Annotated in this window: 20 protein-coding genes; 7 read left to right on the forward strand and 13 right to left on the reverse strand. The window is 60.9% G+C overall.

From position 1 onward, the window contains the following. Positions 1-515 precede the first annotated feature (515 nt). The 8 genes from ACNA0I_RS23580 to ACNA0I_RS23615 form a co-directional block, all read right to left on the reverse strand. Positions 516-1,310: an ABC transporter ATP-binding protein gene (locus tag ACNA0I_RS23580; protein ID WP_094822281.1), complete on the reverse strand. Its 795-nt coding sequence runs from the start codon at positions 1,308-1,310 to the stop codon at positions 516-518. A 2-nt stretch (positions 1,311-1,312) separates the two neighbouring features. Further along, positions 1,313-2,203, reverse strand: a complete 891-nt coding sequence (locus ACNA0I_RS23585; protein ID WP_415808461.1) for an ABC transporter permease — start codon at positions 2,201-2,203, stop codon at positions 1,313-1,315. A gap of 104 nt (positions 2,204-2,307) precedes the next feature. After that, positions 2,308-3,285, reverse strand: a complete 978-nt coding sequence (locus ACNA0I_RS23590) for an ABC transporter substrate-binding protein (protein WP_415808462.1) — start codon at positions 3,283-3,285, stop codon at positions 2,308-2,310. Between the two features lie 297 nt (positions 3,286-3,582). Beyond that, on the reverse strand, positions 3,583-4,566 hold the full coding sequence (locus tag ACNA0I_RS23595) for a Bug family tripartite tricarboxylate transporter substrate binding protein (protein ID WP_415808463.1): 984 nt from the start codon (positions 4,564-4,566) through the stop codon (positions 3,583-3,585). A gap of 244 nt (positions 4,567-4,810) precedes the next feature. After that, positions 4,811-6,352, reverse strand: coding sequence for a malonate--CoA ligase (locus ACNA0I_RS23600; protein WP_415808464.1), 1,542 nt, complete (start codon positions 6,350-6,352; stop codon positions 4,811-4,813). 5 nt (positions 6,353-6,357) lie between these two features. Continuing rightward, entirely contained in the window at positions 6,358-7,170 is an 813-nt protein-coding gene (locus ACNA0I_RS23605; protein ID WP_415808465.1) for an enoyl-CoA hydratase/isomerase family protein, read from the reverse strand. 15 nt (positions 7,171-7,185) lie between these two features. After that, entirely contained in the window at positions 7,186-8,484 is a 1,299-nt protein-coding gene (locus ACNA0I_RS23610) for a malonyl-CoA decarboxylase domain-containing protein (RefSeq protein WP_415808466.1), read from the reverse strand. Then, positions 8,435-9,217, reverse strand: a complete 783-nt coding sequence (locus ACNA0I_RS23615; RefSeq protein ID WP_415808467.1) for a GntR family transcriptional regulator — start codon at positions 9,215-9,217, stop codon at positions 8,435-8,437. Before ACNA0I_RS23615 ends, ACNA0I_RS23610 begins: the two co-directional genes overlap by 50 nt. Positions 9,218-9,428: 211 nt before the next feature. On the opposite strand from ACNA0I_RS23615, the gene ACNA0I_RS23620 reads away from it, so the two are divergent. After that, positions 9,429-10,136: a VIT1/CCC1 transporter family protein gene (locus ACNA0I_RS23620; protein WP_415808468.1), complete on the forward strand. Its 708-nt coding sequence runs from the start codon at positions 9,429-9,431 to the stop codon at positions 10,134-10,136. Between the two features lie 47 nt (positions 10,137-10,183). Here the strand turns inward: ACNA0I_RS23620 and ACNA0I_RS23625 are convergent, their stop codons facing one another. Next, a complete protein-coding gene (locus ACNA0I_RS23625) occupies positions 10,184-10,954 on the reverse strand; it encodes a class I SAM-dependent methyltransferase (protein ID WP_415808469.1) in 771 nt (256 codons plus the stop codon). 65 nt (positions 10,955-11,019) lie between these two features. After that, positions 11,020-12,201: a beta-ketothiolase BktB gene (gene bktB / locus ACNA0I_RS23630; protein WP_415808471.1), complete on the reverse strand. Its 1,182-nt coding sequence runs from the start codon at positions 12,199-12,201 to the stop codon at positions 11,020-11,022. A 188-nt stretch (positions 12,202-12,389) separates the two neighbouring features. Here bktB and ACNA0I_RS23635 point away from each other — a divergent pair, with 188 nt between their 5' ends. The 3 genes from ACNA0I_RS23635 (at position 12,390) to ACNA0I_RS23645 (ending at position 15,093) form a co-directional block, all read left to right on the forward strand. Beyond that, the gene (locus ACNA0I_RS23635; protein WP_415808472.1) at positions 12,390-13,547 is read left to right on the forward strand and encodes an acyl-CoA dehydrogenase family protein; all 1,158 of its coding nucleotides are present in this window, start codon (positions 12,390-12,392) and stop codon (positions 13,545-13,547) included. Positions 13,548-13,614: 67 nt separating this feature from the next. After that, the gene (locus ACNA0I_RS23640) at positions 13,615-14,631 is read left to right on the forward strand and encodes an acyl-CoA dehydrogenase family protein (RefSeq protein WP_415808473.1); all 1,017 of its coding nucleotides are present in this window, start codon (positions 13,615-13,617) and stop codon (positions 14,629-14,631) included. An 87-nt stretch (positions 14,632-14,718) separates the two neighbouring features. After that, positions 14,719-15,093 (forward strand): tautomerase family protein, encoded by a 375-nt coding sequence (locus ACNA0I_RS23645; protein ID WP_415808474.1) that lies wholly within the window; start codon positions 14,719-14,721, stop codon positions 15,091-15,093. A 38-nt stretch (positions 15,094-15,131) separates the two neighbouring features. Here ACNA0I_RS23645 and ACNA0I_RS23650 read toward each other — a convergent pair whose 3' ends face one another. Continuing rightward, positions 15,132-16,025: a LysR family transcriptional regulator gene (locus tag ACNA0I_RS23650; RefSeq protein WP_415808475.1), complete on the reverse strand. Its 894-nt coding sequence runs from the start codon at positions 16,023-16,025 to the stop codon at positions 15,132-15,134. Between the two features lie 105 nt (positions 16,026-16,130). On the opposite strand from ACNA0I_RS23650, the gene ACNA0I_RS23655 reads away from it, so the two are divergent. The 3 genes from ACNA0I_RS23655 (at position 16,131) to ACNA0I_RS23665 (ending at position 19,001) form a co-directional block, all read left to right on the forward strand. Beyond that, positions 16,131-17,381 (forward strand): CaiB/BaiF CoA transferase family protein, encoded by a 1,251-nt coding sequence (locus ACNA0I_RS23655; protein ID WP_415808476.1) that lies wholly within the window; start codon positions 16,131-16,133, stop codon positions 17,379-17,381. Then, positions 17,378-17,848 carry a MaoC family dehydratase gene (locus ACNA0I_RS23660; protein WP_415808477.1) on the forward strand — a complete coding sequence of 157 codons (471 nt, stop codon included), beginning with the start codon at positions 17,378-17,380 and terminating at the stop codon, positions 17,846-17,848. Before ACNA0I_RS23655 ends, ACNA0I_RS23660 begins: the two co-directional genes overlap by 4 nt. Positions 17,849-18,029: 181 nt before the next feature. Beyond that, positions 18,030-19,001, forward strand: coding sequence for a Bug family tripartite tricarboxylate transporter substrate binding protein (locus tag ACNA0I_RS23665; protein ID WP_415808478.1), 972 nt, complete (start codon positions 18,030-18,032; stop codon positions 18,999-19,001). 92 nt (positions 19,002-19,093) lie between these two features. Here ACNA0I_RS23665 and ACNA0I_RS23670 read toward each other — a convergent pair whose 3' ends face one another. Together ACNA0I_RS23670 and ACNA0I_RS23675 are read right to left on the reverse strand one after the other, a co-directional pair. Then, positions 19,094-20,353: a quaternary amine ABC transporter ATP-binding protein gene (locus ACNA0I_RS23670; RefSeq protein WP_415808479.1), complete on the reverse strand. Its 1,260-nt coding sequence runs from the start codon at positions 20,351-20,353 to the stop codon at positions 19,094-19,096. Further along, a complete protein-coding gene (locus ACNA0I_RS23675) occupies positions 20,350-21,210 on the reverse strand; it encodes an ABC transporter permease (RefSeq protein ID WP_415808480.1) in 861 nt (286 codons plus the stop codon). Before ACNA0I_RS23675 ends, ACNA0I_RS23670 begins: the two co-directional genes overlap by 4 nt. Positions 21,211-21,556 lie beyond the last annotated feature (346 nt).

Consider the following 21,556-nt stretch of genomic DNA (forward strand, 5'->3'; position numbering starts at 1 on the left):
GCCAGGCGGGGCGGCTGGGCAAACTCGCTCCGCTNCGCTCCNCTCAAACATGNCCAGCCGACTGCCCCCCGCCTGACAAGGGCGGTTCGGCGGACTCAACGGGCCAGCACCGCCTTTACATGACGGCCCCCGGCTCGCAACGTCTATTATTGGCGGATGCTAATGTCTATTGGCAGCTCTAATGTCTATTGGCTGATCTAATGTCTATTGACGGATGCCAAGAGCAAGCTGTGTCCGTAATGGGTGCCGTAGGTGGCAACCAACATCCGCGGCCAGCCACGGCTGTGNGTCCCTGCCGGGTGTCGGGCAGTTCTCCACCGGGCCGTAGAGCGCGGATTCAGTCCGCGCAGCGGACCGAGGCCCCTGGTCATGGGCCGAGTCCGTGCGATAGGCCCGGTGGAGAACTGCCCGACACCCGGCAGGGACGTCTCAATCGAGACACCCGATGCTGAGAGGCGACTCCCCTCCGGAGCACATCACAACGACAACCGTCACAACAAACAAAGAGGCGCGCCCTACCCCAGCAACAACGCATCATCCGAGAGTTTCTCCCCCCGAACCCGCTCAAACATCGCCAGCAGATCCGGCACATCCATCCCTTTGCGCTCGTCCCCCGAAACATCAAGCACTACCTGTCCTTGATGCAACATGACAGTACGATCGCCCACATCGAGCGCCTGCCGCATGCTGTGAGTCACCATCATCGTCGTGAGCTTGCTCTCTGCCACGATGCGAGCGGTCAATTGCAGAACAAAATCCGCCGTGCGCGGATCCAGCGCGGCCGTATGCTCATCCAGCAGCAGAATCTGCGACGGCTGCAATGCCGCCATCAACAGGCTGACTGCCTGACGCTGCCCACCCGAGAGCAAACCGATACGATCGGACAAGCGGTTTTCCAGCCCTAGCCCCAGCGTGGCGAGACGTTCCCGAAATCCCTCGCGCATGCTGACTTTGACCGCGCGGCCAAAGCCTCGGCGTGCGCCGCGCATCTGAGCGAGCGCCATGTTTTCCTCGATGGTGAGATCCTCGCAAGTGCCTGCCATCGGGTCCTGGAATACGCGTGCGACACGGCCAGCGCGTTCCCAGACGGGTTTGCGGGTGACGTCTTCGCCGTTGATTTCGATCCGGCCGGAGTCGACGGGCAAGTCGCCGGAAACGGCATTCAGGAACGTCGACTTGCCTGCCCCGTTTGAACCGATGACGGTCACGAACTGGCCACTGGGGATCTCGAGCGACAACCCACGCAACGCGCGGGTTTCGATCGGGGTTCCCGCGTTGAAAGTCATTTTCAGATCTTGTGCGCGCAACATGATCAGGCTCCTTTCTTGCCGATCAAGCGGCGCTTCAACATCGGAATCACCAGAGCGATGGTGACCAATACGGCAGTGACGAGATTCAGGTCTTGGGCCTGCAGGCCAATGAAATCGCTATTGAGCGCCAAGGCGATAAAGAAACGGTACACCAATGCACCGATGATGACCGCCAAGGTGGCCAATACGAGCTTGCGAGACGGCAGGATGCTTTCGCCGACGATCACAGCCGCCAAGCCGATCACGATGGTCCCGATCCCCATGGAGATATCCGAGCCGCCTTGTGTCTGCGCGAACAAGGCGCCAGCCAGGCCCACGAGGGCGTTGGACAGGGCCATGCCTGCCAGGATCATGCCGCCGGTGTTCACGCCCTGGGCGCGGGCCATGCGGCCGTTGGAGCCCGTCGCGCGCATCGCGAGACCGGACTGCGTGGACAGGAACCAGTCGAGCAGCAGCTTGACGATCAGGACGACGCCGACCAGGATCAGCGGACGCGCCACATAGTCGCTCAGCCATTCAGGCTGCAAAATGGTAAAGACGGTGGGCTCGGTGATGAGCGGCACATTGGGCTTGCCCATGATGCGCAGGTTCACGGAATACAACGCAATCATCATCAGGATGCTGGCCAGCAGATCCATGATGCGCAGCTTGACGTTCAGCCAGCCGGTGATGAGTCCCGCCACCGCCCCGGCCGCTGTTGCAGCGAGCGTGGCGGTAAAGGGATCCACGCCCCCGGAAATCAATGTCGCGGCGACCGCGCCGCCCAAGGGAAAGCTGCCGTCCACGGTCAGATCGGGAAAACGCAGCAGCCGAAAGGAAATAAAGACGCCTAGCGCGACCAGGCTGAAAATCAAGCCAATTTCCAGTGCGCCAAGCAAAGAGAATAAGGACATGAATAGAATCTGACCCGCCAGGTCTTGTGAACCCGGCTGGCACTACCTTGAATTATGTTCAGTGAAAACAAACTGCTGGCCCAGCGGGCCAGCAGTGACTGTCATTATTTGATGATCTCTGCCGCCGATTTCACCAGCGCATCCGGCAGCGTAACACCTTGTTTGGTAGCCGCGCCCGGATTCACAAACAGGCGGAGGTTCGAGCTGGTTTCCGAGGCGATTGCGCCCGGTTTTTCGCCCTTGAGGATGCGTACCACGATCTTGCCCGTTTGCACGCCCAGATCATGATAGTCGATGCCCAACGCCGCAATGGCGCCACGCTTTACGCTATCGGTGTCCGAGGCCACCAAGGGAATCTTGGCGTCGTTGCCGACCTTGACCAGAGACTCGTAGGCCGACACCACGTTATTGTCGGTATTGGTATAGATCACATCGACTTTGCCGATCAGGCTGCGCGCGGCGGAGGCCACATCGACGGTGCGCGGCGCGGCCGCCTCGACCAGCGTCAAGCCAGCCTTGGGCAGCAGTTCCTGCAACCGTTTGACCACCACCACCGAGTTGGCCTCGCCGGGGTTGTAGACCATGCCGACGCGCTTGGCGTTGGGCACGACCTTTTTGATCAGCTCGACCTGTTTGTCCAAGGCCAGCAGGTCGGACACGCCGGTCACGTTGGTACCCGAGGGCTCCATGCTGGGCACTAATTGCGCAGCAACAGGGTCGGTCACCGCCGAGTACACCACCGGCACGTCTTTGGTCGCAGCGACGACCGACTGGGCCGACGGCGTCGCGATGGCCACAATGGCGTCAGGACGGTCGCCGACGAACTTGCGCGCGATCTGCGCGGCGGTGCCGGTATTGCCCTGCGCGCTCTGGTATTGCCATTTCAGATTCTTACCCGGCTCGTAGCCGGCTTTTTTCAGGGCGTCCTGGACGCCATCACGTACGGCATCCAGGGCGGGATGCTCGACGATGGCCGTCACGGCCACCGATTTTTGTTGCGCCGCAACGGCCGGGACAGCGTGGATAGCCAACGCCACCGCCACTGCGCCCACCGTCAGAAAATGTTTTTTTCCGATCAGCATCGGGTCTACTCCTTGCACCGTTTGGGTGTTGGTTTACTTATCAGCGTGTGAGCCTGTCAACTGACTGCCAAGCCCACATACCAGTGAAACCGCTAAGTCTAACGTGTCGCGGCGGACTTGGTGGCGGGGGTAATCCCTGAAAAATGCTGTCGCCACGACAGTTGGCCTCACGTCACGCCCCAAACACGGCTGACACCCGTTATTGCACGACTCATTCAAGGCAGTGCAGCGGCTCGCTCCAAGACCGGGCAAACCGCTGCAGCACGCCTGGCATGCGTGCCAGCCGTTTGCCTGTCATCAATCCAGCGTCACCCCCGAATCCTTGACGACCTTGCCCCATCGGACGATTTCACTATCGACAAAGGCGCCGAATTTTTCGCCGGTGAGATCCGGCGTGGCCGAACCGTTGCCTGCCCATGTTTCTTTGACCTTGGGAGTATTCAAGGCTTTCGTCACCTCGGCGATCATCTTGTCGACGATGGGCTTCGGCGTGCCCGCCGGCGCCCACAAGGCATACCAGGTCGACACTTCATAGTTCGGCACGCCTGCCTCGGCGGCCGTCGGCACATCGGGGAACGATGGCGAACGCTTGGCGGCAGCCACCGCCAGAGGCTTGATACTGCCGGCTCGAATATGGCCTGCCGACGAGCCCAAGCCGTCAAATGCCAGATCGACCTGCCCACCGATCAAGGCTGACAGCATCGGGCCCGCACCCTGATAGGGCACATCGATCAGCTTGATCCCCGTCTGCATCGCGAACAGCTCGCCAGCCAGATGGTGTGTGCTGCCCTTGCCTGCCGTGCCGAAATTGATTTCGCCCGGGCGTTTGCGCGCATACTCAATGAACTCCTGCAAGGTTTTCACCGGCAATTTGGATGTGTTGATCACCACCACCTGGGGCGGCTGCGCCAGCAGCGCTACCGGGATGAAATCTTTCTGAATGTTGTACGTCAGGTTCTTGTAGAGCGCAGGCGCCACGACATGGTGGGCGCCGCCCATAAAGAACGTGTAGCCGTCGCCTTTGGCTTTTGCGGCCACGGAGGCTCCGACAGTGCCGCCGGCCCCGCCTTTGTTGTCAACCACGACGGTCTGCCCCAACTGTGTGCTCAGTTGCTGAGCCAACGGCCGCGCAAACGTGTCCGTGCCGCCGCCAGCGGGAAACGGCACGATCAAGTTGATGGGATGCTCAGGCCAATCGGCCAAGGCAGCGGTCGGTGCCAAAGCCGCGCTGACCCCTAGCGCGGCTGCCAAGCTCAATGCACGAATCATGGAATGCTTCATTTCGTCTCCTCGATTGATACAGCATGAAAATGCTGCCCGTATTTGGTTTTATATGAATGCATCAGTGTGTCGCCGGACAACCCGCGCCGCGGTCCAGCGGCCACGGGACTGTCTCGGATTTCCATCGTCTCGCAGACCGGAATCGAATCCGGCCCAGGCCTGCGAATCTGTCAGTGCGACGGACGTGGGTCCAATAAAAATGAGCTGGTGAGCGAGCCTCCTGTCTGGGGCGGTTAATAGAAGGTTACGCAGTCTTGTATGACTCGCGCAGAACGTTCTTTTGTACTTTTCCCATCGTGTTGCGCGGCAACTGATCGATCAGATGCAATTGCTTGGGCACTTTGAAATTGGCAATCCGGCTTTTCAGCTCTGCCTGCATCGCGGAGATGTCCAGGGCAGCGCCCTCACGGGGGACGACCACGGCAACTACGGCTTCGCCGAAATCCGGATGGGGCACACCGATGACGGCCGACTCCAATACGCCGGACATTTCATCAATGATCAGTTCGATTTCTTTGGGATAGACGTTGTAGCCGCCCGAGATGATCAGGTCTTTGCTGCGGCCTACGATGGACAGGTAATCGTCCGGCACCGCTGCGCCGCCCGATTCGCCGCCCCAGCGGCCCACATCGCCCGTGCGGAACCAACCATCCGAGGTGAACTCTTCGCGCGTTTTTTCCGGCATGCGCCAGTAGCCCGAGAACACGTTCGGGCCACGCACCTGCACATTGCCAATCTCGCCTGTGCCCAGCTCGGACCCATTATCATCGACCACACGGACTTGCACACCCGGCAAGGCTTTGCCCACGGTGCCGCCACGGCGTTCGCCGTCGGCCGCATCATAGGGATTGGAGGTCAGCATCACGGTCTCGCTCATGCCATAACGCTCGAGAATGGTTTGCCCTGTGCGTTCGCGGAAATCGTCGAAGGTCTCCATCAACAGCGGCGCCGACCCGGAAATGAACAAACGCATGCGCGCACATACCTTGCGGTTAAAGCGCGCCTCGGCCAGGAGACGGACGTAATAGGTGGGCACACCCATCATCACCGTACAGCGCGGCAGGTAATGCAATGCTTGTTCGACGTCCAGCTTGGGCAGCCAAATCATGCGAGCACCAGCCAACAGCGCGCCGTGAGAGGCCACAAACAAACCATGCACGTGAAAGATCGGCAGCATATGCAGCAGCACGTCGTCCGAACGCCAGCCCCAATACCGATGCAACACCTGCGCATTGGAGGCCAGGTTGCCGTGGGACAGCATGGCGCCCTTGCTACGGCCCGTGGTCCCCGACGTGTACAGGATCGCAGCCAAATCGTCCGCGTTACGCACGACGTCCTTGAACGACTGGCTTTGGCCCGCGGCCGCATCCAGCAAGGTACCTGTGCGATCCTCATCGAGCGTAAAGACATGAGCGGTACCGGCCTGCGCGGCGGCCTTGCTCACCCAGCCCAGATTTTTGCTGGAGCACACCACCACCGCGGGCTCCGCATCGCCCAGGAAATACGAAATTTCCGACTCGCGATAAGCCGTATTCAAAGGCAAGTACACCAGTCCGGCCCGCAACGTGGCCAGGTAAAGCAACAGCGCCTCGGGGGATTTTTCAACTTGTACCGCGACGCGCGATCCCTCGGGTAAATTCAGCGAGGTCAACAAATTAGCCAGGCACGCACTGGCGTGATCGATATCGTCCCAGGTGTACAGCAGCTCAGGCGTTTCCAGGGCGATTTGACTGCGATCTGCGGGAAAGCCGCTAGCCAGCACGGTATACAGATTGGCGTTGCTCACCTTATTTAGTCTCCAGTGAATACCGGCGTCCGGCCAGCCAGAAAGGCGTCGACGCCTTCGCGATGGTCATGACTCTCGGCATAAGAAAAAAAGTCCTGATAATGGGATTCGTCCAGCGGCGCGCCTTGCTGCAAATGGCGAGACTGCCGCTTGTTGATACGTGCGGCCAACGGCGCGCCACGCATAATACGCTCGGCACAGGCGTGCGTCTGGCCGGCAACCTCGGCATCCGGCACGACACGGGTCAACAGCCCTAACGACAGCGCTTCGGCCGCATCGAATACGCGCCCCTCAAGCAGAATCGCCATGGTCGTCGCACGGCCGACCAACGCCAGCAAGCCCCGCATTTCGTCGGGCGCCATCGGGAACCCCAGCTTGTTGATCGGCACCCCGAAACGCGTCGACGCCCCCGCGATACGCAGATCTGCCTGACAGGCGATTTCCAACCCGCCCCCCACGCAGACGCCCTCCAACTGTGCGACGACGGGATGCGGGCAATCCGCCACTGCCTGTAGCGCTGGCGCGAGAATATGCTGGTGATAGTGGCGCACTTGAGATAAATCGCCCCGTACCTCGGGAAACTCGCGAATGTCCGCTCCCGCGGCAAACTGACCGCCCTCGCCGCGGACGATCACGCAGCGCACGGTGTCATCTGCGGACAGCGTGTCGAACACCGCGCGCAACTGATTCCACATCGACACGGTAATGGCGTTCAACCGCCCGGGATGCGATAACGTCACGCACGCCAAAGCGCCCTCGCGTGTCAGTTGTACGCTGCCCTGCCCACGCGCTACAGATGATGCGTCATGCTCGTTCATTGTTGTGTCCACTCACTATGCAATCCGCGCAATACCGCGACTGACACGCGGCTTGCCCTGCCCTAATTGTTCGAGATTGGCGTCCAGGTCATCCAAGTCGTACAGATAATTCACCATCATGCCGCAGGATTGGCCCAGCCCTTTGGCCGACGTATCTGCCGCCCAATTCAGTCGCTCGATACGCGCACCGTTGCCCAGGTGAAAACGCGCGACAGGATCGATGGGCTGATTGTTTTTCATCGTCATCAAATAGTGCGCCACCAGCTTCATGCCAGCCCGCTGCACTACCTCGGACGACTTGCCTGTCGCCGCTTTGGACAGTCTGGCCACCCAGCGGGCGCCATCGGGTGCGCCGGCTCTCGTACGGCCTTTGTCGCGCACAACCGCCTCGACTTCCGCCGCACTCAGACGCGACAGCCAGTCGACCAAACCGGGAATCGGCGACAAGGTGGCAAAGAAACGCAATTTGGGCAGCTCCTCGACCAGGCGCTCGATCACACGCTTGAGCAGAAAATTGCCAAAACTGATCCCGCGCAACCCGGGCTGCGTATTCGAGATGGAATAGAAAATCGCCCAGCGGGCCTTGTCCAGATCGGCTGGCGGTGCGGCCGTATCCAGCACGACCTGTACGTTGTCTGCCATCTGCGTGGCAAAAGCCACCTCGACAAAGATCAACGGCACATCCGGCATTTGCGGATGGAAATAGGCATAGCAGCGCCGATCCGGCGCGACGCGATGGCGCAAATCATCCCATGACCGGATTTCGTGCACGGCCTCATAGATGATCAGTTTTTCCAGCAACGACGCCGGCGAGTCCCACGTCAAGGGACGCAGCTCCAGCAGCCCCACGTCAAACCAGGCCGACAGCAGGCTTTCCAGATCCTTGTCCAGAGCCTGCAGGCCTGCCACCTGTTTACGCCAGCGCAGCATATCCGCACGCAACGCCACCAGGAAACGCAAACCATCGGGCAATGCATTCAGACGCTTGAAGAACGCCAGCCCACGATCGCCACGCGGCTGTAAACCGGCATCGACTTGCGCCAGGCCCGTCAGCAATTCGCGCCGACGCTTACCGTCCGCCGCCGTGTACGCAGCACACCAGGTGCGTGCCAATCTGTTCGCGGCCACATCCGTCAGGCGTGCCTGGAACAGGGGCAGGATTTCCGTGGCAGTAGGCGGGCGGTCGCGATCCCACAGGCGGCCAAGCCGGGCCATCAGCCCTGCGCTCTCTGCAACCGCTTTTTCATCTGACACGGTATCGCCCTCAGGCGGCCGAGCGCCGCGTGCGAGCGGACTGGAGTCTAGGGCTGTCATGGGAAACCTCCTGGATAGCAGACGTATTTGAGGATGACGGTGATGATGAACGGGCTGTTGCCGTCAGGGGCGCGGCCTCGGCCCGCCGGGCCAGCAGACGCAAGGCGTCCAGCTGACGCAGCAAATGTTTACGGGCCAGCGCCTCGGCGGCTTCCGGGTCACGGGCTTTCAGCGCGGCAAAAATGGCCATGTGTTCGGCGCAGGACTCGGTGATTCGTCCGGGCACGGTCAGGCTTTTGTGACGAAAGAGGCTCAGCACCTTGCGTAAATTCCCCACCATGTCCGACAGCCAGCGATTGTTCGCCAGCGCCTGAACGGCCTCGTGGATCTGCGCATTGGTGTCGTAATAGGCATCCACTTCGCCTGCCGCAGCATGCGTTTGCAGTGCTCGATGCAGCGATTCCAGCCCTGCGAGTTCCGCGTCGGAGGCTTTCAATGCCGCCTCGTGCGCGCAGCGCCCCTCCAGCATGGCCATCAAGGGAAAGATGTCTTCCAGGTCCTGCAACGACAACTCGTTGACGAAACACCCGCGGCGCGGCTCCAACCGCACCAGTCCTTCGGTCGCCAGGACTTTCAGCGCCTCGCGCAACGGCGTGCGGGAAATGCCGAGCACGCCCGTCAGGTACACCTCGTCTATCCACTCGCCGCTGGCCAACGTCCGCGAGCGAATCATGTCCCGCAATCGGTCGGCGACCTCGAGGTATAGCGCTTGACGAACAATAGGTGCGGTCATGGCAGGCCTGTGGGGAATCCTGTAATTCATAATTATAGGAATCTTGATCATAGCCATTACGGCGCTAAAGCGATAGCCCCCGTCCCCTGGGAAATCCCTTGGCACCTGGTTTCGCCCCGTTGCGCCGCCAGGCGCGCAACATCCTGTCAGGAAATTTCGCGTATGCTTTCCAGGCACAGACTACCTCTCAACTCACAAGCTTCTCTTTCCAGTGCCGCATTCTCACTACCGCGCTCACGCTGAACCCCATCGTACGGGGCGTATTGGATGGCTGCGCGCCTCGGTGCTAGGCGCCAATGACGGCATCATTTCCACTGCCAGCCTGATTGCGGGCGTCGCGGCGGCCAATGCCAGCCACGCCAGCGTCCTGACCACCGCCATTGCCGCACTGGCTGCCGGCGCCATGTCGATGGCAGCCGGCGAGTTCGTATCCGTCCATTCGCAGGCGGATACTGAAAAGGCAGACCTCGCGCAGGAACGTCGGGAATTGTTGGCCAATCCGGCGGGCGAGCATAGGGAATTGACAGGGATTTACGTCCGGCGTGGGCTGGATCCTGAACTGGCGGCCGAAGTCGCAACACAGTTGATGGAACATGATGCGCTGGGCTCTCACGCTCGCGACGAGATAGGCATCACTGAAACCCTGCGCGCGCGCCCGTTGCAGGCAGCGGTGGCCTCCGCCGCCAGCTTTGCGGTGGGCGCGGCGCTGCCGCTGGCCGTGGTCGTACTAGCCCCGCCACAGTCATTGCTGACATGGACCGTGGCCACCAGCATTTTCTTTTTGGCCTTGCTCGGCGCAATCGCCGCCATGATCGGTGGCGCATCCGTTGTCAAAAGCGCACTGCGTGTGGCCTTCTGGGGCACGTTGGCCATGGCCGTGACAGCCAGCATCGGTGCCCTGTTTGGCACCCCACCCTAACGTTTTCGGGCTAGAGACTGAAGGCGGGGACGCATACCCGCCTCGCTTTAAAAGTACAGCATTCCATCAACGGCGTAGCTCGTCAGCGCCCGAGCCCAACGGCGAGCCGGTAACCCATATTGGCTTTCCACGATTTCCGCCCGGGCCAGCAATTGCGCCGGCGTAATGGCCAGCGATGGCCCACTGAACGCCAGCACGATCTGATTCCCGGCATCGATCTCGGGCAACAGCACAATGCGGTCATCAAATGCCTGGCGTATATTTTCGATATTGCGGTCAAAACTCTCGTGCCGGCCGAATAGATTGACCGACAACACACCGACCTCGCCCAGCACGCGGCGGCAGGCGCGGTAGAACGAAACGGAATCCCGCACCGGCCCGCGCGCGGCGGCATCGTACAGGTCCACCATCAGCACCGGGCAATTTCCCGCATTCTGCGCATCCGCCACCCACACCGCAGCATCCTCGTGATGCACGGTCAGGCGCGGTGATGCCGGCAGGCGGAAAAACATCTGGCACACGGCCGTGACCTGGGGATTCCATTCCACGACCGTCAGCGGGCTACGCGTGTGTTTCAGGCAGAACCGCGTCAAAGATCCCGCCCCCAGTCCCAACAGGCCGATCGACTCCTCTTTGGGCGGCTCCAGAAACAGCAGCCAGGCCAACATCTGCGAGGTGTATTCCAGGACCAGTTCCGCGGGTGCCTTGATGCGCATGGCGCCCTGGATCCATTCTGTGCCGAAATGCAGATAACGAATGCCGTCGGATTCGGAAAGCGTAGGCTGATCGGCGGCAGCGGGGCGGGTAAGGGCAGGCATCGGAAAGTCTCAGCGAATAATCGCGTGATTGTAGCGAGCCTGCCCGTCGAAGTGCTTGTGCGAAATTACACGCGCTCAAAGATCGCGGCGATCCCCTGCCCGCCGCCGATGCACATCGTCACCAGAGCATAACGGCCCTGTATGCGTTGCAACTCATACAGCGCCTTGACCGTGATGATGGCCCCCGTCGCGCCAATCGGATGACCCAGGCCGATCCCGCTGCCGTTCGGGTTCACCTTGGCCGGATCCAGGCCCAACTCGCGCGATACCGCGCACGCCTGTGCAGCAAAGGCTTCGTTGGCCTCGATGACGTCCAACTGGTCCACCGTCAGGCCTGCACGCTTGAGTACCGCCTGCGTTGCCGGCACGGGGCCAATACCCATGATGGACGGCTCGACGCCTGCATGCGCATAGGCCACGAGCCGCGCCAACGGTTTGACGCCGCGCTTTTCAGCGACCGAGGCGTTCATCAGCACGACCGCAGCTGCGCCGTCGTTCAAGCCCGAGGCATTGCCCGCCGTCACTGTCCCGTTCTCTTTTTTGAACACGGTCTTGAGCCCGGCCAACCCTTCGACCGTCACGTCGCGCCGAACGTGCTCGTCGGTATCAAAGACGACGTCGCCTTTACGGGTTTTCTGGACGATGGGCACGATCTGATCCCGGAAATAACCCGCGTCGATCGCAGCCGCAGCGCGGCGGTGCGATTCCGCCGCCAACGCATCCTGGTCGGCGCGGCTGATACCGAATTTCGCCGCCACGTTTTCAGCCGTCACACCCATGTGAATGCGTTCGAAAGGATCCGACAGCGCGCCGGTCATCATGTCCAGCAACGCGGCATCACCCATCCGCGCGCCCCAGCGCTGCGCCGGCGCGATGTAGGGCGCACGGCTCATGCTTTCCGCACCCGCGCCGATGGCGATGTCGGTATCGCCCAGCAACACGGTCTGCGCGGCCGACACAATGGCCTGCAGGCCGGAGCCGCACAGACGGTTGACGTTAAAGGCGGGCGTTTCTTTGGCAATGCCGGCATTCATGGCCGCCACACGCGACAGATACATATCGCGCGGTTCGGTGTTGATCACATGCCCGACGGCGACGTGTCCTACCTCGTCGCCCCCAACGCCTGCGCGGGCCAATGCCTCTTTGATGACTGCCGCGCCCAGATCGATGGGCGGCACATCTTTCAACGCACCGCCGAAATCGCCGATAGCGGTACGGGCGGCTGCGGCAATGATGACTTCATTCATGCAATATCTCCTGGAGCACGACATGCCGGCACCATACCGGCAGCAACCCCCTCATCATACTGCGCTGCGGCAAACCGGACCTGGCGCTGCCCGATACGAAATATGTATCGGCCCGCCAAAAAAAAATATTAGACAAGGACCCGCCTCCAGAGGGATAGTCCGACACCAAGGAGCCGCTAATCCACAATATGATAGATACGCTTGAACTGACCGCCATTCCCACCGAAGACGAATCTCTGCGTGCAGACATACGGGCCTTTCTGAACGACGCGTTGGCCGATATGCCGCCCGATCAGCGCGCTCGATCCTGGATGGGCTTCGATGCCGAATTCAGTCAGGCCTTGGCTGCCCGCGGTTGGTTGGGCATGACCTTGCCCCGCGAATACGGCGGCGCCGCACGTGGGCATTTTGCGCGATTCGTCCTGTCCGAGGAACTGCTGTGCGCCGGTGCGCCGGTATCGGCCCATTGGATTGCCGACCGCCAAAGCGCCCCGTTGATTCTGAAGTACGGCACGCAAGCGCAGCGCCAGTTTTACCTGCCTCGCATCTGCCGCGCAGAGGCGTTTTTCTGCATCGGCATGAGCGAACCGAACTCAGGCTCGGATCTCGCCAGCATTCGTACGCGGGCCGAGTCCAAAGATGGGGGCTGGCTGCTCAATGGCAGCAAGATCTGGACCACCAACGCCCATCGGTCCCATTACATGATTGCGCTGGTGCGCACCTCGGGCACGGCAGCCGACCGGCATCAGGGGCTTTCGCAACTGATCATCGATCTGTCGCTGCCGGGCATCACCATACGCCCCATCGAAGACCTGGCAGGAGACGCCCATTTTTCCGAAGTGTTCTTCGACAATGTCGCGCTCGATGCGTCGGCATTGATCGGCACCGAGGGCGATGGATGGCAGCAAGTCAATGCAGAACTCGCGTTTGAACGCAGCGGGCCCGAGCGCATCTATTCCAGCATGGCGCTGGTGCAATGCTGGCTGTCGCATTGCCGTGCCAACCAGATCAACGACGCCCACACCACCGCTGCGCTCGGTGAAATCCTCACGCAACTCGCCACGCTGCGCGCCATGTCGCTGGCCATCGCAGGGCAACTCGCCTGCGGCCGCAGCCCCGCCATCGAGGCCGCCCTGGTCAAAGACCTGGGCACAGAACTGGAACAACGCATCCCCGATCTGCTGGCACAAATCTTAAGCCAAACGCCTGATCACGCGATACCACCCGAACTGCTGCGCACCTTGGCTTACGTAGAACAAGTCAGCCCGACCTACTCGCTGCGTGGCGGCACGCGCGAAATCCTGCGCGGCATCATCGCGCGAGGGCTGGGGCTCAGGTCAAATTAACGCTGCGGTCTTGCTGCAGCATGTTTTGTTATCTCGGCATCGGCGCCGAGGTTTTTCGAAGCGACTGATGATGGATACCTTATTCGGCGATGCCGCCCAGCGCTTGTTTGCACAAGCCTATTCCACAGAGGTTCTACATGCCATCGAGCGCGGCCAGTCGGCCACCGCAGCCTGGCAAGCGGTGGAAGACTCCGGTTTTCTGGATGCGCTATTACCCGAGGACGCCGGCGGGGCCGGCCTGCGCCTGGCCGACATCGTGCCATTAGCCCAATCGGCGGGGAGGCACGCCGTGGGCGCGCCAGTGATTCAAACCCTGCTGGCGCGCGCCTGGCTGCATCACGCCGGCCATCAACCGCCGTCAGGCCCCATCGCCCTCGCTCCCTTTCAGGTGCACCACACCACTGCCGGCATCCAGGCCCATGCCGTCGGCGCCGCTCGCGTCGCGCAATGGGTGTTGGCGGCGACACCGGACGGGGCTCGTTTGCTACCAGTCGCACAAGCCGAGATCGCGCCCTCGGGTGGCCATGGCAGCCTCGATGCGGACTTACACTGGCCACCCGCCGTACTGCCGGACAGCGCCCTGCTGAACATCGCCGACGTCAGCTTGGCGGATTTGGCGGCTGTCGCCTACGCCGGCCTGATCGCTGGTGCACTGGAACAGATCCTGGCGTTGACCATAGACTATGCCAACCAACGCACCCAGTTTGGCAAACCCATCGGGCGTTTTCAGGCGGTGCAGCAACAGATCAGCGTCCTGGCCGAGCAGGTATGGGCGGTGCGCACGGCGGCACAACTGGCGTATCAAAGCCCGGACTGGCGCCCCGCCCCCTTGTTGGCCGCGCTGGGCAAAGCGCGCGCCAGCGCCGCCGTGACGCGGGCTGCGGACATTGCGCATGCGGTGCATGGCGCAATCGGTGTGACGGCAGAGTACGAGCTGCAATATTGCACGCGCCGATTACGCGAATGGCGTCGCGCCGCTGGCGGCGAGCCGTATTGGAACGCCCGCATCGGGGCGGACGCGCTGGCAGCGTCTACGTCCGCATTGGACTACGTGCGCAAGCATCTCTTTGCCGTCATTGAGTGATCGCATCCTCGCCTGCCAAGATTGCTATGATGCAACTCATCTCAACCCCAGCGAGCCACAGGCTCGCCTGACTCGCCAGGAATCGCCATGCCCATCCTGAACATGCAAATCATGCAAGGCCATAGCACCGCTCAAAAAGCGCAATTGCTGCAGAATTGCTCGCAGGCTGTCGTCGACAGCATCGCAGCGCCCCTGCCCTCCATCCGTATCGTGCTGGAGGAAGTCGCCGCCGAACATGTCATCGTCGCAGGCGAAATCGGCAAGCCCATGGCTCTGGTCATCGCACGCCTCATCGAAGGCCGCACGCCCGAGAAAAAAGCCGCACTCATCGCCGCGGTCAGCCGCGCTGTCCACCACAGCCTCGACATTTCAGAACAAGACGTGCGCGTCATTGTCACCGATGTGCCCAAGACCGACATGGGCGTCGCAGGCGGGATCACCGCCCTGGCTGCGGGACGCTAAAGCAGCCCCTCTGCCGCTCCATCATTTTCAATAGCGCATCATTGCGCCGACAGCATGGAGTCGCGCAGCCGCAATACCGGCGCACACGAGGTATCTCGGTGCGCCACCAACGACAACGCCAGCGCGTCATGGGCATCGGCGTCCAGCAAATCCACGAATTTCACATGCGGTGTGGAATACGCGCGCGTCACTCCCGGCACCAAGGCCACACCCAGACCGCTGGCCACCAGACTCACGAGCGTCTGCACCTGGATCGCCTCCTGACTGATTTGCGGTGAAAAACCGGCTTTGCGGCAAAGTGCTTGAGCAACGCCGTGCAACCCCGGGACCTTGTCGGGCGCATACATCACGAATGGCTCTGCCCGCAGTGCTTGCAGCGTGATAGGCCCGCCATCGGCCAAGGGATGCGTCGCGGGCAACGCCAGGATCAAGCTATCGCGCTCGACTACCCAGGCCGATAACGACGCGTCTTCGGCCAATGGGCCACGCACCAGACCCGCATCGATCTCGTTGGCGCGCAACATTTCCGCCAAGCGCTTCGTACTGTCTTCGCGCAACTCCAACGCGACATCGGGATAACGGCGCCGGAACTCAGGCAAGCAACGCGGCAGCAGCATGTACGTGGCCGAGCCGACAAACCCCAGACGCAAGCGTCCGAGCTCGCCCAACGCCACACGCCGCGCCGACTGCCGCGCCTGATCAGCATGGAACAAGGCGCGTTGGGCATCAGCCATCAACGCTTGCCCGGCAGGGGTCAACGACACCCCTTTTGCGCCACGTTCCAATAACAACACGCCTACGCTGTGCTCCAGCTTTTGTATCGAGACCGACAGCGCAGGCTGCGCAATGTGCAGCGCCTCGGCGGCACGCCGATAGCTGCCGAGCTCGGCGATCGTGACGAACTGGCGTAACTGCCTCAAGTCCACAGCCATAACAAATTCCATATCGCGTCATACCAACGCCATATTAGACGGTTATCTGCCGGGTGATTAGGATGACATGCATCAGATGTCCCCTATCGCAGAGCAGCAATCGAGATGACAAAGAGCCCCTCCGAGCGCAGCGCCTTGGCCGGTGTACGCATCCTGGACCTGACGGCCGTGGTATTCGGTCCCTATGCCTCGCAGATCCTGGCCGACTACGGCGCGGATGTCGTCAAGGTCGAACCGCCAGAGGGCGACTCGACGCGCCGCACCGGGCCTAAACAAGAGGACGATCTCGCCGCGATTTTCCTGGGTATCAACCGGAACAAGCGCAGCATCGTCCTGGATCTGAAACAAGCCGATGCGCGCGAAGCCCTGCTGGCCCTGGTTGATAGCGCAGATGTCCTCATGCACAGCATGCGCCCGGCGAAAATGGCGCGGCTGGGCTTGGACCCGCAAACGCTGTGCGCCCGCAATCCACGACTGATCTACGCCGGCCTGTATGGTTTTGGTGCAGGCGGCGCCTATGCCGATCAGCCCGCCTATGACGACATCGTGCAGGGCCTGACAGGCATCGCGGATATCACGCAGCGCCAAAGCGGCGAACCGCGTTATCTGCCCACCATAGCCGCCGACAAAACTTGCGGCCTGGTCGCGGCCCACGCCATTCTGGCGGCGCTGTTTCAACGCGAACGCACAGGCCTGGGACAGCAACTCGAAGTCCCGATGTTCGAATCCATGGCGTCCTATCTGCTGGTGGAGCATTTTTACGGCCGCCACCTGCAAGACAGCCCTGGTACCGCCGGCTATCCGCGCGTATTGGCCCCATGGCGACGCCCGTATCAAACCACCGACGGCTATTTGTGCATGATGCCCTACACCGATGCCCATTGGCGTCGCTTCTTTAACGAAACAGGCCACGAAGCGTTGGCCGATGATCCACGCTTTGCCGACATCGCAGCACGCACCCAGCACATCGAAGACCTCTATGCCCTGGTAGGCCGCATCGTCGCGGATCATCCTACGGCCCACTGGCTCGCCTTGTGCCAGCGCCTGGAAATCCCGGCTGCGCCCGTCAACCGCCTGGAAGACCTGGAACAAGATCCGCATCTGCGCAGCGTGGATTTCTTCGTACCGCTGACCAGCGCTGCCGGACACCACTATCGCTTTACGCGCAATCCTGTTCGCCTGCAACGCTCGCACGTGCCACCTGCCATGCCGCCTCGGCTGGGCGAACACACCTGCCAGGTGCTGCAACAAGCAGGGCTGTCGGCCGAACGCATCGAGCAGCTGCTGGCGAGCGGCAGTGCTCGCGACAGCTCACTCTCCATTTCCCTTTCCACGCCACCCGAGGTTGAGCAATGACAACTCCCCAAACCCCTACCGTGCTAGGACGAGGCTACTACTGGCAGGACCTGCAAGTCGGCCAGCGCTTTCATACATTCCGCCGCACCATTACCGAAACCGATATCGTCAACTTCATCAGCGCTACCGGCATGCTGGAGACGATCTTTATCGATGCCACCTTCGAACACGGCGCCATCCGCGGCCGCCCCGCACCGGGCGCACTGACTTACGGCTTGATCGAGGGGTTGCTGATGCAAGGCATGGTCCAGGGCACGGGCCTCGCATTGCTGGAGGTACATAAAAAAATGCTGGCGCCGGTCATTGCGGGCGACACCATCTGGGCAGAAGTCGAAGTCACCGGCATACGCCCCACCTCTAAAAGCAATCGCGCCGTGGTGAACTCATCGATCGAAGTTCGCAACCAACACGGACAACCCGTGATGACTTACACAGCGACGCGTTTGCTCGCTGGCAAGCCTGATTGAATCGCCAACCCGGCGCATTCAGCCAGGTGCGCCGGAAATAAAAACAGGCGCTAAACGCCAGACAACAACAACAACAACAACAACAACAACAACAACGCAGTGCTGCCCGCCCGAGACAAAAGCAACAACAGCGCACCACCTTCGCGTTGCCAAACAAAAAACAACTCAAGGAGACAAACTCATGAAACGCATTCACCGCCTGTTCGCTGCCCTGGTGGCCTTGGCAGGCATCGGTCTTTCCTGCTCAGCACTGGCCGCCTGGCCTGAACGCCCGGTCACCATGGTGGTACCTTTCCCGCCCGGCGGCCCCACGGACCTGGTCGCCCGGGTACTGGCCAAGCAACTATCCGACCAAACGGGTCAGACCTTCGTCGTCGAAAACAAAGGTGGCGCCAACGGCAACATCGGCATGCAGTATGCGGCAGCGGCCAAACCAGATGGCTATACCGTGCTGTACAACACCTCGTCCATTGCGTTAAGCCCCAATCTATACCGCAACCTGTCGTTCGATCCCGTCAAGGATTTCGATGCGGTCTCGTCGACGGCGGTGATCCCTCTCGTGTTGTTGACGCATCCCTCGGTGCCTGTCCGCAACGTCAAAGAATTCGTCGACTATGCCCAATCTCGTCCAGGCAAACTGTCTTATGCCTCAGCAGGCGCGGGCAATGTGACCCATCTGGGCGCGCTGCTATTCCTGCGCTCGGTCGACATAGAGGCCGCCCATATCCCTTATCGCGGCAGCGCGCCGGCCATGACAGATCTGGTCGGCGGCCAAGTGCAATTCATGACCAACACTCTGAACGACTCATTGGGTTTTATCCGCGAAGGAAAACTACGCGCCTTGGCTGTCAGCAGCAAAACGCGCAGCCCTCAATTACCCGATACGCCGACCCTGGCCGAGACCGTCGTTCCCGATTTCGAAATGGGCGCATGGCAAGGCATCGTCGTCCCGGCGGGCACGCCGCCGGAGATCATCAACAGCCTCAACGCACAGATCCGCAAAGCCCTGCAATCACCCGACGTCCTGAAACAGTTAGCTGCTCAAGGTGCGCAACCACTGGGCGCCTCACCACAGGAATACGAACAATACATTCGCGACGAGATTCAGCGTTGGCACGAAGTCGTCAAGGCCGCCAACGTACGGCTGGATTAAATGCAGCCAGAAACGAATCGGGGCGACCTAAGTCGCCCCAAATTCATCAAGGTGTCCAGGATTCAATCCAGAACCCCCAAAGGCTCGCCGCGCTAAGCAGACTCGGTCGTCTTGACAGTATTCTGATTCGGCTCGTCATCAGCCGTTGACGACGCTGCCGCCTCAGGCGCGGCCTCTTGCAATGCCGGCGTGACCAGATCCACGACCTTCTTACGTGACAGCATACCGATGAACTCGTCATCCTCGCCCGTCACAGCGACCGGTTGATCACTGTGCACCAGGCGAGCCAACACCTCGTCCAGACCAGCCGTGGCAGGCACCGACGCCAGATCCTCGACATAGGCCGACACATCGCGCACACCCGCTTCGACTGCGCGCTGCGCTGCTGCGCTCGTGAGCACGCCCGCCAATCGCTTGCCATCAAGCACCGGCGCATACTCGAAACTCAACGCATGCATACGGTCCAATGCATGCGCCGGACGAGAACGCATGGTCAACGTCAACCGCGGCGGATTCACAGCATGCGCCGCATTGAGAACCTTCGTGCGGTTGACGTCCTGCAAGAACGCCTGCACGTAGTCATTCGCCGGATTCAGCAAGATGTCTTCCGGCGTGCCCTCCTGCACCAACTCCCCGTCCTTCAGAATCGCAATGCGATTACCCAGACGCAAAGCCTCGTCCAGATCGTGCGTAATGAACACGATGGTCTTGTTCAGTTTGGCCTGCAACTGCAACAGATGATCCTGCATTTCCCGGCGAATCAGCGGATCCAGTGCCGAAAATGCCTCGTCCATCAACAAAATCTCGGCATCGGTCGCCAAGGCGCGAGCCAAGCCCACGCGCTGCTGCATCCCACCCGACAACTGATGAGGATACTGCGCTTCAAACCCATTCAACCCGACCTGGTCCAGCCAATGGCGCGCCCGCTCCTCGCGTTCAGCCTTGGATACACCTTGCACTGTCAAGCCGTACGCCGCGTTATCCAGCACTGTGCGATGCGGAAACAAGCCAAAGCGCTGGAACACCATGCTCATTTTCTTTTGGCGAAACGTCTCCAGCTCACGCTTGCCCAGACTGACAACATCCACACCGTCGACCAGAATGTGGCCGGCGCTGGGCTCGATCAAACGATTGAAATGGCGGATCAACGTCGACTTGCCCGAACCGGACAAGCCCATGATGACGTAAATGCTGCCCTCTTCGATCGACAGGCTGATATCACGTAACCCCAGCGTATGACCGCTCTTGGCCAACAGGTCTTCCTTGCTGATGCCGCTCTGCGCAGCAGACAACCACTTTTGCGGATGCGGGCCAAAGACCTTATAAATGTTTTTGACTTCGATCTTGCTCATCGTTGGCCTCCTTGACGACGTACGCGGTGTCCATAAGATTGCGTAATACGGTCAAACAGCACCGCCAACACCACAATCCCCAGGCCTGCGAGCAGGCCACGGCCAACCTCCAGACGATTGATACCCAACAACACTTCGTAACCCAGGCCGCGCGCCCCGATCATCGAGGCAATCACCACCATCGACAACGCCATCATCGTGGTCTGGTTGATACCAGCCATGATATTGGGCAGCGCCAGCGGTAACTGCACGCCAAACAACTGCTGGCGCGCATTCGCGCCAAACGCACGCGACGCCTCGAGCACCTCGCGATCGACCAGGCGAATGCCCAAATCCGTCAAGCGAATCAGCGGCGGCACCGCATAAATCACTGTAGCAATAATCGCGGGAATCTTGCCCAGACCAAACAACATCACCACCGGAATCAGATAAACGAAACTCGGCATCGTCTGCATGACGTCCAAAATCGGCAGCATGATGGAGCGCAGCCAATTGATCCGCGCCATCAGCACTCCTACTGGGATACCAATAATCACCGACAGCCCTGCCGCCATGATCATCAGCGCCAGCGTCTGCATCCCCGCATCCCACAGCCCCAGCAGCCCGATCACGCACAACAGCGCGCCCATGGCAATGCTCAGGCCGATACGGCGGCTGACGCCCCATGCAATCGCGATCGTGACCAACACGACCAGCCACCATGGCGTGCTGCGCAAGACCTGTTCCAGCCACACCAACGCGCTCAGGAACGGCTGCGACATCGACTCCAACGTGTCCGCATACTGCGTCACCAAGTGATCGACGAACGAATCAATAGCGCCACGCACAGCGCGTGGCGGAATAATTTCTGGAAACATAAAACCTCCTTACGGGCATGCCGTAGAGCGATGCAGCCGATAAACAGATAAAGCAATCAGCTGCATGACCCTAGTCACGCAATGCGCTTCTCGTACGGGAACCAACGACCGCAACAGCCATTCGCCCCTGCCCATGAACATGCCGTACGAACATTCACACAACACGTCTCATGCTCACACCCAACGTAGCAGGCGCCGCACACACATGTCGCCGGACGCACGCCACATACGTAACACATACGAGAACCACAGAAAAACCCAATCAATGCCGCGGCCAGCCCCTACTGCGAGTCCCTGCTGGGTGCCGGGCAGTTGCCCGCCCGCCCGTAGAGCCGCGATGTAGCCT

Source organism: Bordetella muralis (assembly GCF_965139205.1).
Taxonomy (GTDB): domain Bacteria; phylum Pseudomonadota; class Gammaproteobacteria; order Burkholderiales; family Burkholderiaceae_B; genus Bordetella_A; species Bordetella_A muralis.